13 protein-coding genes are annotated in these 13,697 nt (G+C 68.3%); 11 read left to right on the top strand and 2 right to left on the bottom strand.

The features are described from left to right. The first annotated feature begins 40 nt into the window (after positions 1-40). From ACYQ8K_RS04730 to ACYQ8K_RS04705, 6 genes are all read left to right on the top strand, one after another. On the top strand, positions 41-2,320 hold the full coding sequence (locus tag ACYQ8K_RS04730) for a carbon starvation CstA family protein (RefSeq protein ID WP_459967239.1): 2,280 nt from the start codon (positions 41-43) through the stop codon (positions 2,318-2,320). Positions 2,321-2,458: 138 nt separating this feature from the next. Further along, the gene (locus ACYQ8K_RS04725) at positions 2,459-2,752 is read left to right on the top strand and encodes a hypothetical protein (protein WP_459967238.1); all 294 of its coding nucleotides are present in this window, start codon (positions 2,459-2,461) and stop codon (positions 2,750-2,752) included. A 182-nt stretch (positions 2,753-2,934) separates the two neighbouring features. Beyond that, on the top strand, positions 2,935-4,452 hold the full coding sequence (locus tag ACYQ8K_RS04720; RefSeq protein WP_459967237.1) for an Hsp70 family protein: 1,518 nt from the start codon (positions 2,935-2,937) through the stop codon (positions 4,450-4,452). Positions 4,453-4,466: 14 nt separating this feature from the next. After that, complete coding sequence (locus ACYQ8K_RS04715) at positions 4,467-5,132, top strand: nitroreductase family protein (RefSeq protein ID WP_459967236.1); 666 nt, start codon at positions 4,467-4,469, stop codon at positions 5,130-5,132. 29 nt (positions 5,133-5,161) lie between these two features. Beyond that, positions 5,162-6,040, top strand: a complete 879-nt coding sequence (ppk2, locus tag ACYQ8K_RS04710) for a polyphosphate kinase 2 (protein ID WP_459967235.1) — start codon at positions 5,162-5,164, stop codon at positions 6,038-6,040. 17 nt (positions 6,041-6,057) lie between these two features. Then, positions 6,058-6,888 (top strand): oxidoreductase, encoded by an 831-nt coding sequence (locus ACYQ8K_RS04705; RefSeq protein ID WP_459967234.1) that lies wholly within the window; start codon positions 6,058-6,060, stop codon positions 6,886-6,888. 3 nt (positions 6,889-6,891) lie between these two features. On the opposite strand, the gene ACYQ8K_RS04700 is transcribed toward ACYQ8K_RS04705, so the two are convergent. After that, positions 6,892-7,848: an LLM class F420-dependent oxidoreductase gene (locus ACYQ8K_RS04700; protein ID WP_459967232.1), complete on the bottom strand. Its 957-nt coding sequence runs from the start codon at positions 7,846-7,848 to the stop codon at positions 6,892-6,894. A gap of 305 nt (positions 7,849-8,153) precedes the next feature. Here ACYQ8K_RS04700 and ACYQ8K_RS04695 point away from each other — a divergent pair, with 305 nt between their 5' ends. The 4 genes from ACYQ8K_RS04695 to ACYQ8K_RS04680 are packed head-to-tail and all read left to right on the top strand — an operon-like array spanning position 8,154 to position 12,579. Beyond that, positions 8,154-9,362, top strand: coding sequence for an acetyl-CoA C-acetyltransferase (locus tag ACYQ8K_RS04695; RefSeq protein ID WP_459967301.1), 1,209 nt, complete (start codon positions 8,154-8,156; stop codon positions 9,360-9,362). 2 nt (positions 9,363-9,364) lie between these two features. Continuing rightward, the gene (locus ACYQ8K_RS04690) at positions 9,365-10,141 is read left to right on the top strand and encodes an enoyl-CoA hydratase/isomerase family protein (protein ID WP_459967231.1); all 777 of its coding nucleotides are present in this window, start codon (positions 9,365-9,367) and stop codon (positions 10,139-10,141) included. Next, positions 10,138-11,280, top strand: a complete 1,143-nt coding sequence (locus tag ACYQ8K_RS04685; protein WP_459967230.1) for a CaiB/BaiF CoA transferase family protein — start codon at positions 10,138-10,140, stop codon at positions 11,278-11,280. The genes ACYQ8K_RS04690 and ACYQ8K_RS04685 overlap by 4 nt, the downstream gene beginning before the upstream one ends. 3 nt (positions 11,281-11,283) lie before the next feature. Further along, the gene (locus ACYQ8K_RS04680) at positions 11,284-12,579 is read left to right on the top strand and encodes an acyl-CoA dehydrogenase family protein (RefSeq protein WP_459967229.1); all 1,296 of its coding nucleotides are present in this window, start codon (positions 11,284-11,286) and stop codon (positions 12,577-12,579) included. Between the two features lie 13 nt (positions 12,580-12,592). Here the strand turns inward: ACYQ8K_RS04680 and ACYQ8K_RS04675 are convergent, their stop codons facing one another. Then, a complete protein-coding gene (locus ACYQ8K_RS04675) occupies positions 12,593-13,291 on the bottom strand; it encodes an MspA family porin (RefSeq protein WP_459967228.1) in 699 nt (232 codons plus the stop codon). A 156-nt stretch (positions 13,292-13,447) separates the two neighbouring features. On the opposite strand from ACYQ8K_RS04675, the gene ACYQ8K_RS04670 reads away from it, so the two are divergent. After that, the gene (locus tag ACYQ8K_RS04670) at positions 13,448-13,693 is read left to right on the top strand and encodes a hypothetical protein (protein WP_459967227.1); all 246 of its coding nucleotides are present in this window, start codon (positions 13,448-13,450) and stop codon (positions 13,691-13,693) included. The last annotated feature ends 4 nt before the right edge of the window (positions 13,694-13,697 follow it).

Genomic DNA, 13,697 nt, shown 5'->3' with positions numbered 1-13,697 from the left:
GGACAGGCGCCGTTAGTGCGGCGCGCGTAGGGTTTCCGCCGTGGCAGTCACAGAGCGCGACACCGACGTCAGCTACATCCACACCGACGATGACCTGCCACCCGTCGCGGTCGTCGACCGCTCCCCCATCACCGCGCGGCACAAGATCGTGTTCGCGATCGTTGCCGTGCTCGGCGCCGTCGCCTGGGCGATCGTCGCGTTCGCCCGCGGCGAGACGGTGAACGCGGTCTGGATCGTCGTCGCGGCGATCTGCACCTACCTGATCGGATTCCGGTTCTACGCCCGGCTGATCGAATGGAAAATCGTCCGGCCGCGCGACGACCATGCCACGCCCGCCGAGGTTCTCGACGACGGCTCCGACTACGTGCCGACCGACCGTCGGGTGCTGTTCGGCCATCACTTCGCCGCCATCGCCGGGGCCGGACCGCTCGTCGGACCGGTGCTGGCCACCCAGATGGGCTATCTGCCGTGCAGCATCTGGATCATCCTCGGCGCGGTATTCGCCGGCGCGGTGCAGGACTACCTGGTGCTGTGGATCTCCACCCGGCGGCGGGGTCGTTCGCTGGGCCAGATGGCGCGCGACGAGCTGGGCGCCATCGGCGGGGCCGCCGCGATGGTCGGCGTCCTCGTCATCATGGTGATGATCATCGCGGTGCTCGCCCTGGTGGTGGTGCGCGGACTGGCCCAGAGCCCGTGGGGCGTGTTCTCCATCGCCATGACCATCCCCATCGCCCTCTTCATGGGCTGCTACCTGCGGTTCCTGCGGCCCGGGCGAGTCGGCGAGGTCTCCCTCATCGGTTTCGCGTTGCTGATGCTCGCCGTGGTCTCCGGCAACTGGGTCAGCGAAACCTCCTGGGGCGCATCGTGGTTGAACCTGTCGCCGGTCGCCGTGTCCTGGCTGATCATCAGCTACGGCTTCGTGGCGTCGGCGCTGCCGGTGTGGCTGCTGCTGGCGCCGCGCGACTACCTCTCGACGTTCATGAAGATCGGCGCCATCGCGTTGCTCGCGCTCGGCATCTTCCTCGCGCATCCGCTCATCCAGGCGCCGGCGGTCTCGCGGTTCGCCCACCGGGGCGACGGACCGGTGTTCGCCGGGTCGCTGTTTCCGTTCCTGTTCATCACCATCGCGTGCGGCGCGCTATCCGGATTCCACGCCCTGATCTCGTCGGGGACGACGCCCAAGCTGCTGGAGAAGGAAAGCCAGATGCGCTTCATCGGCTATGGCGGCATGCTGACCGAATCGTTCGTCGCCGTGATGGCGCTCATCAGCGCGGGCGTCCTCGACCAGCACGTGTACTTCGCGCTCAACGCCCCGGCCGCGCAGACCGGCGGCACCGCGGCCACCGCGGCGCACTACGTCAACGGCCTCGGGTTGTCGGGCGGCCCGGCGACCGCTGACCAGCTGAACCAGGCCGCCACCGGCGTCGGCGAGAAGTCGATCGTGTCACGCACCGGCGGTGCCCCGACGCTGGCGGTGGGCATGTCCGAGGTGTTGAACCGCGCGTTCGGCGGCGCCGGGCTCAAAGCGTTCTGGTACCACTTCGCGATCATGTTCGAGGCGCTGTTCATCCTGACCGCCGTCGACGCGGGCACCCGGGTCGCGCGGTTCATGCTCTCCGATGCGCTGGGCAACCTGGGCGGGCCGCTGGCCAAGCTGCAAAACCCGAGTTGGCGCCCGGGGGTCTGGGGTTGCAGCCTGGCGGTGGTCGCCGCGTGGGGCGGCATCCTGCTGATGGGCGTGACCGATCCACTGGGCGGCATCAACACGCTGTTCCCGCTGTTCGGCATCGCCAACCAGCTGCTCGCGGCGATCGCACTGACCGTCGTCACGGTCATCGTCATCAAGAAGGGCTTGCTGAAATGGGCGTGGATGCCCGGGGTGCCGCTGCTGTGGGATCTGGTGGTCACGCTGACCGCGTCGTGGCAGAAGGTCTTCTCCGCGGATCCCGCCGTCGGCTACTGGACGCAGCACTTCCGGTACCTGGCCGCCCGCAGCGCCGGTAAGACGTCGTTCGGATCGGCCAAGAACGCCCATCAGCTCGACGAGGTCATCCGCAACACCTTCATCCAGGGCACGCTGTCCATCCTGTTCGCGGTGGCCGTCGTCATCGTGCTGATCGCCGGGGTCCTGGCCGCACTCGGGGCACTTCGCGGTCCCGGCAGCACGTTGAGCCGGCCTCTGACCGAGGACGAGCCGGTGCCCTCGAGGTTCTTCGCGCCCTCGGGTCTGATCCCCACCGCCGCCGAACGCGAGGTGCAACGCCGGTGGGACGCGCTGCCGGCGCCGGCTCCCGGGGTGGTCGGCGCTCAGCAGCGTTGACCGCCCGCTGACCGGTACCTGCCGGGGCGCGGTAGCGAGCCGCGCACAAACAGGTAGTCGACTACGCGTGCCTGATGGTGATCGCCGACCTTACGTTAACCGCATCACCGGCAGACCAACGCGAAGAAGGTGGACGAAATGCTGGTCACGCCAACGGGACTCCGGCCCGCACCCGTCAACGAGCCCATTCCGCAACCGCCCGCGGCGAGGCCGTCGGTCGAGGCGGCACCCGCAGAGGTCCTGATCAGCACACAGCAGGTGCTCTTCGGCACCGCCGCCGTCCAGGGGACGCGCCGCGCCCCCCTCGCCAGCCGGGTCGCCACCGCGCTGCGCCGGATGGCCGCGGACGCAAATCAGCCGCGGCATCCTTACCTGAGGCATTACGCGTACCTCGAGGACGCCCGCATGGCACGCGAAATGGAAAGGCTGTGAACGCCATCGTCAGCGTCGCCTGCGCCGTGCTGATGATGCTGCTCGCGGTGGGGACCTACAACCTGCAGTGGTGGCTCGAGCGCAACGACTACGAACGCCATTTCGAGGACTGACCGAATTCGGTGGGCACGCCGCGCGGAAAGGTCGTGCCGAAGTCAGCGGCGCGGTCCTAAACTTGCGCGATGAGAGTCGGTATCGACTTTGGCACCACCCACACCGTCGTCGCGGCCGTCGACCGAGGCAACTATCCCGTCGTCTCCTTCGAGGGGGTGGATGCGTGGCCGTCGCTCATCGCTGCCAATGCCGCCGGGGAGTTGCGCTTCGGCGCGGACGCGGCCGCCGTCCGCCACGAACCGGGTTGGTCGGTGCTGCGTTCGTTCAAACGCCTGCTCAACGACGCCGGACCGCAGACCGAAGTCACCCTCGCGGGCCGTGCCTATCGCCTGGCTGACCTCCTCGCCGGCTTCCTGGCCCAGCTGAAGACCGATCTGCAGCGGCACTCGAACGCCACCCTGGAGCCGGGCGAAGACATCGAAGCCGCGATCAGCGTGCCGGCGAACGCCTCGAGCGCCCAGCGCCTGCTGACCCTGGATGCCTACGTGGCCGCCGGATTTCACGTCGTCGCGCTGCTCAACGAGCCGTCCGCCGCGAGCCTGGAATACGCCCACCGGTATCGATCCACCATCACCGCCAAGCGCGAATACGTCCTCATCTACGACCTGGGCGGCGGCACATTCGACGCGTCGCTGCTGAAGATGACCGGGCACGCGAACGAGGTCGTCCTCAGCGAGGGCATTCAGCGCCTCGGCGGTGACGATTTCGACGAGGCGATCGTGGGGCTGGTACTGGCCGGCGCCAACCTGCCCGGCCTCGACGCCGCCGGGCGCGCTCTGCTCGCCGAGGAGTGCGCCGCCCGCAAGGAGGCCGTCGGGCCGCAGACACGCCGCTTCCTGGTGGACCTGTCCGCGGTCGATCGGCCCCCGTTCTCCTGCCCCATCGACGACGTCTACGCGGTGTGCGCGCCGCTGGTCGACCAGACGACGGAGTTGCTCAACCGGGTCCTGCACGATCCGGCGCGCGGCCGCAAGGACGTGGACTGGTCGGAGGTGGCCGGAATCTACGTCGTCGGCGGGGCCGGCGGCTTCCCGCTGGTGTCCCGGATGCTGCGCAGTACGTTCGGCGAGAAGCGGGTGAAACGCTCGCCGCACCCGTTCGCCGCCACCGCCATCGGACTCGCCGTCTTTTTGGACAAGGAGTCCGGTTTTGCTCTGTCCGAACGCTTCTCGAGGAATTTCGGAGTATTCCGCGAGGCCGAGGCCGGCGCCGGCGTCGTCTTCGACCCGATCGTGTGCAAGGACGTTTCGCTTCCGTCCGACGGGCAATCCCCGCTGGTGGTGAAGCGAAAATATCGAGCGGCACACAACATCGGGCACTTCCGGTTCGTGGAATGCAGCCGCCTGGTCAACGGGCGGCCCGACGGCGACGTCACGCCCTATGACCCGGTGCTGTTCCCGTTCGATCCGGCCCTCTACGACCGCGACGACCTCGGGCGCCAGCCCGTCGGCCGCTGGACGGAAGGGCCCGACGTCGAGGAGCGCTACGTGATCGCCCCCAGCGGTGCGGTGGAAGTGACGCTGACGACGAAGCCCGCCGGGTTCGAACGCACCTTCCGGCTGGAGCGGTGCGCGTCCGCGAGTTGATGAGCCATCCCGCCATGCAGTTATACGACGTGATGCGAACAACTTTCGCGGCACGGGAATTCACCGACGATCCATTGCCCGACGAGGTGCTGGGGCGCATCTTCGACAACGCCCGGTTCGCTCCCAGCGGCGGCAACAGGCAGGGCGCCCACGTCACCGTGGTGCGCGACGAAACGGCCCGCCGCCGGCTGGCCGAACTCGGCAAGCCCGCCGCTCGCCGCTACTTCGCCCAGTTGCAGGCGGATGAAAACCCTTGGAATTCAGTTGATCCCAGCGGGGTGCCACAAGGCGTCATCGACGCGACCGAGATCCCCGACACGTTCGTGGCGCCGATCGCCAAAGCGCCTGTGGTCCTAGTGGTTTCGGTCGACCTGACGGTGGTCGCCGCCGTCGACCAGAATCTGGACCGCGTCGGCATCGCCGGCGGGGCGTCGGTTTACCCGCTGATCTGGAACATCCTGCTCGCCGCACGCAGCGAGGGCTACGGCGGAACCATCACCACGATGGCGATCGCGGCCGAGGAACGCGTCCGCGAACTGCTGGGCATTCCCGACCGGCACGCGGTGGCCGCCGTCGTGCCGCTCGGAAAGCCGGTGCGGCAGCTGACCAAACTGCGCCGCCGGCCGGTCGCCGAGTTCATCACGCGAGATCGATTCGACGGCCCGGCGTTCGGCGGCTAAGGGGTCGACAGGGCCGATAGCGTCGAACTATGACCGAAATCGATCTGGACGCCTTGTCGACCCCCGAACACGGATACACCGTGGACGACCACGACGACGACGACCCGGTCCTGCTCGACCGCGACGGCAAGCACATCGACACCTGGCGCGAGCGGTACCCGTACGACCAGCGAATGTCGCGCGACGAGTACGAGCGACTCAAGCGACGGCTCCAAATTGAGCTGCTGAAACTGCAGAGGCACTGCAAGCGGGTCGGCGGCAGGCACGTGATCGTGTTCGAGGGGCGCGACGCGGCCGGCAAGGGCGGGACCATCCAGCGGTTCATGGAGCATCTCAACCCACGCAGCGCACGGGTGGTGGCGCTCGAGAAGCCGACCGAGCAAGAGCAGACGCAGTGGTATTTCCAGCGCTACATCAGCCACCTGCCGTCCGGCGGCGAGATGGTGCTGTTCGATCGTTCGTGGTACAACCGCGCCGGGGTGGAGAGGGTGATGGGGTTCTGCACCCCGGAGCAGTACGCCGAATTCATGGACCAGGCACCGCTTTTCGAGCAGATGCTGGTGGACAACGGGATCAACTTGACCAAGTTCTGGTTCTCGGTGTCACCGGCCGAGCAGCGCACCCGGTTTGCCATCCGGTTGGTCGACCCGGTGCGGCAGTGGAAGTTCTCGCCGATGGACATGGCGTCGGTGCGGAAATGGGATGAGTACACCACGGCCAAAGAAAGGATGTTCGAGGCGACCGACACCGACGATGCTCCGTGGATCGTGGTCCGGAGCAACGACAAGAAGCGGGCCCGGATCAACGCCATGCGGTACCTGCTTTCCAGGGTCGACTACGACGACAAGGACGATGAAGTGGTGGGTGAACCCGATCCGTTGATCGTGGGCCGGGCGCTGACCGACTGAGACGAAGGGAAACGACCATGTCCACCTGGCTCATCACCGGGTGCTCGACCGGGCTCGGTCGCGCGCTCGCCGAAGCCGTCATCGGCGCCGGCCACAACGCCGTCGTCACTGCGCGGGACGCAGCCGCGGTCGCCGACCTTGTCGAGGACGCACCCGAGCGGGTGCTCGCCGCCACCCTGGATGTCACCGACCCGGCGCAGGTCGCCTCGGCGGTGCGGCAGGCGCACGAGCGGTTCGGCCAGATCGACGTGCTGGTCAACAACGCCGGCTACGGCTATCGCGCCGCGGTCGAGGAGGGCGACGACGCCGACGTCCGCGCGTTGTTCGAGACGCATTTCTTCGGCACCGTCGCCATGATCAAGGCGGTACTGCCCGGCATGCGGGCGCGCCGCAGCGGCGCCATCGTGAACATCTCCTCGATCGGCGCCCAGCTGACCCCGGTGGGGTCCGGCTACTACTCGGCGGCGAAGGCCGCGATCGAAGGCGTCAGCGGAGCCCTTCGCGGTGAGCTTGTCCCGCTGGGCATTTCGGTGACCATCGTCGAACCGGGCGCCTTCCGCACCGACTTCGCCGGCCGTTCGCTGGCCCAGTCGGCCACCGTCATCGACGACTACGCCGCCACCGCGGGGCAGCGTCGCAAGGAAAACGACACCATGCACGGCAATCAGCCCGGCGACCCCGCCAAGGCCGGCAACGCCATCATCGCGGCCGTCGAATCGCCTGAGCCGCCGGCGTTTTTGTTGCTCGGGCCCGACTCGCTGGCCGCCTACCGCTACACAGCGGAGGCGCGCGCCGCCGAGATCGAAAAATGGGAAGAGCTCACCCGCGGCACCGATTTCGAGGGCTGAGCGCTAGGCGCGCACTTCCGGCAGCACGGCCTGCTCCCACGCCGCGAAGAACCCGTCCATGTCGGGCCCGATCTGCTGCACGTAGATCTCGTCGACGCCGGCGTCGATGTACTCGCGCACCTGCGCGATGTGCTTTTCAGGATCCGGGCCGCACGCGACGCTCTCGGCCACCGTCTGCGGCGGCACGAGCGACTGCAGGGCCGCGAAATCCTTGGGCCGCGGCAGGATTTGCGACGTCTGGCCGGGCAGGCCCTCGTTGGCCCACAACCGGTGTGCGGTCTTCAGGGCGGCGTCGGCGTCGGCGTCCCAGCAGACCTTGGTGCCGCCCTGCACCGGTTTGTCACCACCGCCGGCCTCTCGGAATTGCTTGACCAGGTCGCCGTCGGGCATGGCGATGCTGTAGCCGTCGCCGATGCGGGCCGCCAGCTCGACGGCCTGCGGGCCGAACGCGGACACGTAGATCGGCACCGGTTGCTCCGGCCGGGTATAGACCTGCGCCTCCTGCACCTCGTAATGCTTGCCGTGGTGACTCACCTCACCACCCTCGTGCAGCTTGCGAATGACCTCAATCGACTCCTCCAGCATCTCGAGGCGCACCCCGGCGGACGGCCAGGGATCGCCCAGGATGTGTTCGTTGAGGGCCTCGCCGCTGCCCACCCCGAGCACGAAGCGTCCGTCGAGTTGCACGGCCGCGGTGGCCGAGGCCTGCGCGATGATCGCCGGGTGGATCCGGACGGTCGGGCAGGTGACGGCGGTGCTGACCGGCAGCGACGTCGCCTCCGACAGCGCACCGATCACCCCCCACACGAACGGGCTTTGGCCCTGCTCGTCGTTCCAGGGGTGATAGTGGTCTGAGATCCACAGCGCCTCGAATCCGGCGTCCTCCGCGCGCTTGGCCTGGTCGATCAGTTCCTTGGGGCCGAATTGCTCGCAGGTGAGAAAGTATCCGATCTTGGTCATGGCGCCGGGCTACCCGCTGAGCACCCGGTTATGCGCCGTGCGGACACGGCGATCCCGTTGCGCACCGGACGCATCGCTTTCCACTCCCGCGGCACGCGCGAGGACGAGCACGAATCGCTTCATGGCTTATGCGAGCCGCAACCCGCGCCGCCCGCACCGCCGCGCGAGAACAGGTTCGCTTGTTTTGGAGAAGGTAGTTCTCCGCAGTCGAGAGACGGATTACGATCGCGGGTGACCTGTGCCGGTCCCGGCCGACCTTGGTCACGAACGACCCATGACGATCGGAGTCCATCATCGACGCCTGGATTCTCGACGCGGTCCGCACGCCCCGCGGGCGTGGCCGCCCCAACGGCGGACTGCACGGCGTGCACCCGCAAGCCCTGCTCGCCCGGTGCCTCGCCGCGCTGGCGGAGCGGGTCGGCTTCGAACCGGCCGACGTCGACGACGTGATCGCCGGCAACGGCATCCTGTCCGGAGACCACGGCGACGACATCGCCCGCCTGTCGGTGCTGCTGGCCGGCTGGCCCGAGAGCGTGCCCGGGATGACGCTGAGCCGATTCTGCGGTTCGGGACAGCAAGCGGTGACCGTCGCGGCCTCCGGCATCGCCGCCGGCAGCGAGGATCTGGTGATCGCCGGCGGCGTCGAGTCGATGTCGCGCTGGGATGTCACCGCCGGCGTCCCGACCATCGACGGCAACAATCCCGACCTTCGTGCGCTGTATCCGACTGTTCCGCAGGGTATTTCGGCTGACCTCATCGCCACCCTGGAGGGATTCAGCCGCGAGACCGTCGACGCCTACGCCGCGCAGAGCCAGAGCCGCGCCGCCGTGGCCATCGAGCAGGGACGCTTCGCGCGTTCGCTGGTCGACGTGCCGACGCCGGACGGAAGCATCGAGCGTGACGAGCACCCCCGCGCCGGCACCACCACCGAGTCGCTGGCCCGCCTCGAGCCGGCCTTCGCCGCGATGGGCGCCGCGTGCGCCGACGGCGAGCAGCACACGTTCGACGAGATCTGCCTGCAGCGCTATCCGGGCATCGACCGCATCGATCACGTGCATCATGCGGGCAATTCCTCCGGGGTCGTCGACGGCGCCGCCGCGGTGGCGCTGGCCTCCTCGAACTGGATGCACACCCATCGGGTGACGCCGCGGGCGCAGATCCGGGCCACCGCGGCCATCGGCAGCGAACCGGTCATCATGCTCACCGCGCCCGGACCGGCGGCTCAGCGATGTCTGGAACGTGCGGGCATGACCGTCGCCGATATCGATCTCTGGGAGATCAACGAGGCCTTCGCCGCCGTCCCGCTCAAGACCATGCGCGACCTCGACATCGACCCCGAGACGGTCAACGTCAACGGCGGCGCGATCGCGCTCGGGCACCCCATCGGCGCCACCGGCGCGATGCTGATCGGCACCGTGCTCGACGAGCTCGAACGCCGCGATCTGACAACGGGACTGGTGACCATGTGCACCGGGGGCGGGATGGGCACGGCGACGATCATCGAGCGGGTGTGAGCATGGCGGACACCGTGGAGCTCGAACGGCCCGCCGATGGGGTCGTCATCCTGCGGCTGAACCGCCCGCGACGGCTCAACGCCATCGACGAGGAGATGCAAACCGAATTGCGGCGGGCCTTGGGCGATTTGACCGTCGACCGCTCGGTGCGCGCCGTCGTGCTGACCGGCGCCGGGCGCGGGTTCTGCGCGGGTATCGACATGCGCGACTTCGGCCCCTCCATGCTGCAGGCGAGCGCGCCCGCGCTGGACCGGATGCGTTTTCAGGAGCGGATGGCCGCCCTCGCCGCAGCGGTGCACGCGCTGCCGCAGCCCATCATCGCCGCGGTCAACGGCCCGTGCGTGGGCGCGGGACTGGCGCTGTGCCTGGCCGCTGACATCCGAATCTGCTCGGCCGCAGCGTCTTTCGGCAACGCCGCCATTCTGCTCGGGCTGTCGGGCGCGGAGATGGGCATGAGCTACCACTTGCCGCGCATCGTCGGCACCAGCGTGGCCGCCGACTGGATGCTCACCGGGCGCACCGTGTCGGCCACCGAGGCCGACCGACGGGGTCTGGTCAGTGAGGTCGTCGAGGCGGGCCGGCTGGCCGACCGCGCCGTGGAATTGGCATCGCTGATCGCGAGCCATGCCCCGCTCGGAGCCCAGCTGACCAAGCGCGCCCTTCAGGTCAACACCGACGCCACCAGCCTGGCGTCGGCCATGGAACTGGAGAACCGCAATCAGGTGATTTCGCACGCGACCGACGAGGCGGCCGACCGCCGCAAGAAGTGGTCTTCATGACCGGTCCCCTGCGCGGCGTGCGCATCGTCATGATGGGCGGATTAGGGCCCGCGCCGTTTTGCGGAATGCTGTTAGGAGACTTGGGCGCCGACGTCATCCGCGTCGACGCTCTGTCCGGCGTTGACGGCCCGCTGCCCGTCGACCACACCGTCCGCCGCAGCCAGCGGTCACTGGCCGTCGACGTGAAGGTTCCGCGCGGCCGCGACCTCGTCCATCGGCTGGCCGCCGGCGCCGACGCCTTCGTCGACGTCTACCGGCCCGGGGTGGCCGAACGCCTCGGCATCGGTCCGGATGCGCTGCGGGAACGCAATCCCCGCCTGGTCTATGCCCGCATGACCGGCTACGGGCAGGACGGGCCGCTGGCCGGTCACGCCGGTCACGACATCAACTACCTGGCGCTGACGGGCGCCCTGCACGCCATCGGCACCGCCGAATCACCGGTCCCACCGCTGAATCTCGTCGGCGACTATGGCGGCGGCGGAATGCTGCTGGCGGTCGGGCTGCTCAGCGCGATCCTCGAGGCCCGCGAGTCGGGTACCGGTCAGGTCCTCGACGTGGCGATGGTCGACGGCGTCGCCGCCCTGCTGGCACCGTATTTCGGCATGCTTCCCGCCGGCACGTGGCGCGACCGTCGGCAGGACAATCTGCTCGACGGCGCCGCCCACTTCTACGGCGCCTACGCCACGGCCGACGGGCGCCACATCGCCGTCGGCGCCATGGAACCGAAGTTTTACGCCGAACTGTGCGACCGGCTCGGCGTGGACGTGCCCCACGACGATGGCGACCCCTCGGCCTGGGCCGCCCACCGGGCGGCGCTGGCCGCTCGTTTCGGCGAGAAGACCCGCGACGAGTGGCAGCGCCTCCTCGACACACCGGGATGCTGTGCGACACCGGTGCTTTCGCTGGCCGAGGCGCCGCGGCACCCGCACAACACCGCGCGGCAGACGTTCATCGAGCTCGACGGCATCACGCAACCCGCACCGGCGCCGCGCTTTTCGCGGACCTGCCCGGGCGCGCCGGCTTCTCCGTCGTTGCCGGGTGATCACACCCGCGCGCTGCTGGGCGAACTGGGATTGGACACAAGGGCCATCACCGAGCTGGAAGACGCCGGCGTGGTGGCGCAGAGCGAGAAGGGGTAGCAGATGTCGTGGGACTTCTCCACCGACCCGGAGTGGGCTGAACAACTGCGGTGGGTCGAAGGCTTCGTGCGCGAGGAGTGCGAGCCGATCGATTTGATCGTCAAGGAATCTCACGACCTCAACGATCCGGTGCGTCAAGCGCTCATCCCGCCGCTGCAGGAGGTGGTGAAAAAGCGCGGACTGTGGGCGACTCACCTGGGCCCACATCTGGGCGGCCCGGGCTACGGGCAGGTGAAGTTGGCGCTGCTCAACGAGATCCTGGGCCGCTCGGAATGCGCACCGATCGTCTTCGGCTCGCAGGCGCCCGATTCCGGCAACAGCGAAATCCTGGCGCACTACGGCACACCCGAGCTCAAGGAGCGCTACCTGGAGCCACTGCTGGACAACCGCATCATCTCGTGTTTCTCGATGACCGAGCCGCAGGGCGGGGCCGACCCGAAGGTGTTTCGCACCACCGCGGTGCAGGACGGCGATCACTGGGTCATCAACGGGGAGAAGTGGTTTTCGTCATTCGCCTCGATGGCGTCGTTCATCATCGTGATGGCGATGACCGATCCCGAGGCGCCGCCCTATCAGCGCTACTCGATGTTCGTCGTTCCCGGCGACACCCCCGGCATCAACGTGCTGCGCGACGTCGGGCTGGGTTACCAGCCGACCGGTGGTGGCCGCGAGGGCTATGTCCGTTACGAAAACGTCCGCGTGCCGGCCGATCACATGTTGGGCCCGCGCGGCGGTGCGTTCGTCGTCGCGCAGACTCGCTTGGGCGGTGGGAGGATTCATCACGCGATGCGCACCGTGGGCCTGGTGCGCCGAATCTACGACATGATCTGCGAGCGCGCGGTGTCGCGCTACACCCAGGGCGAGGCGCTGGCCAACAAGCAGCTCGTGCAGGAGATGGTCGCCGACTCGTGGATGGAGATCGAGGCGTTCCGGCTGCTGACTCTTCAAACCGCCTGGAAGATCGACCAATTCAATGATTACAAGGCCGTGCGGGCCGACATCTCGGCGGTGAAGGCGATGATGCAGAAGGTCCTGCACGACGTGTCGTCGCGGGCCCTTCAGGTGCACGGGTCGTTGGGCACCACCCACGAGATGCCGTTCGTGCAGTACCTGGTCGAGTCGTTCGTGCTCGGGCTGGCCGATGGCCCGACCGAGGTGCACAAGGTCACGCTGGCCAGGCTGTTGCTGAAAGACCGTGAACCCGCGCCCGATCTGTTTCCCTCCGAACATCTGCTGCGGTTGCGCGCGGCCGCAGAGGCCAAGTTCGCCGACCAGCTGGCGGGCATCCCCCGCGGCTGAGCGCGTACCCTCCTCAGACGGTCTTGGTGACGCCCACGTAGGACAGCACCACATCGGAATCGTCGGTCACCCGATTGAGCACCGCATAGGAGCGGATGAACGACTGGCCCACACACCCGTCGATCTTGACGTGAAAGTTGCTGACCATGACCCAGGGATTCGGGCCCCGGAACTGTTTTTTTACCACGGGCACCACGATCACGAGGCCGGGCTTGAGCCCGACGTTGAGCACGCCCGCGATCGGAGCAACGACCAATGGCAGCACGTCTCCGGGCACGCCGGTCACCGGTCCCGTCACACCCGGGGTGATGCCCGCGGTGCCGCCGATCGTGACGCCGTCGGACGTGCTCATGTCGATTCCGCAGCCGATTTCGTAACCCACCTCGAGCACCCCCTGGGGCCGCCCAGGCCCCGCCAGCGAGCCGACGAATATCCCGCTGGCGAGGTACTCACGGGACGAGGTCGCTGTGGTCAACGGCGCCACCGGCACCTGCGCCTCATCTCTGGCGCCGAGGCCCAGGGTCCAGCCGTCGGGGGTGTTGAGGACGACCGGAGGGTTGGAGGGCAACGCTCCGTCGGCCACCGGCGCCGCTTCCGGAGGGGGCGGGGCGGCATCGGGATCCGCGCCCGTCGTCGGCGCCGTGGGCAAAGAAACTGCCAGGCATACGGCGGCCACCAGGGCGCGACGAACGACCGCGACTATGGGCCTCACGGGCGAAACCGTACGCACCCGGCAATTCGGGTAGCGAAATTTGCTGGGTGGCCCTTCGAAGTTGTTGTGTGTTTGTAACTGTTACGCGATGTGGGGGCACGGGTAGACTTGGCCCTCGAAAAGCCAACAATCCCGGCACAAACCGAGGAGGCGGCGATGACGCTTCGCACCCGCGCTCGCGGACTGCTCGTCTGCGCGACGGCGGCCGTCGCCTTGGCGAGCGGCGCCGGCATCGCGCATGCGGACCCGAACGTCGATCCGCGCCCCCAGCCGCCTGGGATCGACGACGTGTGGAGCCCGTTCCCGACCACCTGGACCAACCCGTCCAATGAGGGCCAGCCCGTGAACGACACGGGTGACGTCGGAATGATCTGCGAGAATCTTCTGGTCCGCTGCCAGTAGAGCG

The sequence above is a fragment of the Mycobacterium sp. MUNTM1 genome, assembly GCF_054660795.1.
The sequence above is the reverse complement of the archived record's forward strand: the minus strand, read 5'-3'. Positions and strand labels throughout refer to the sequence as shown.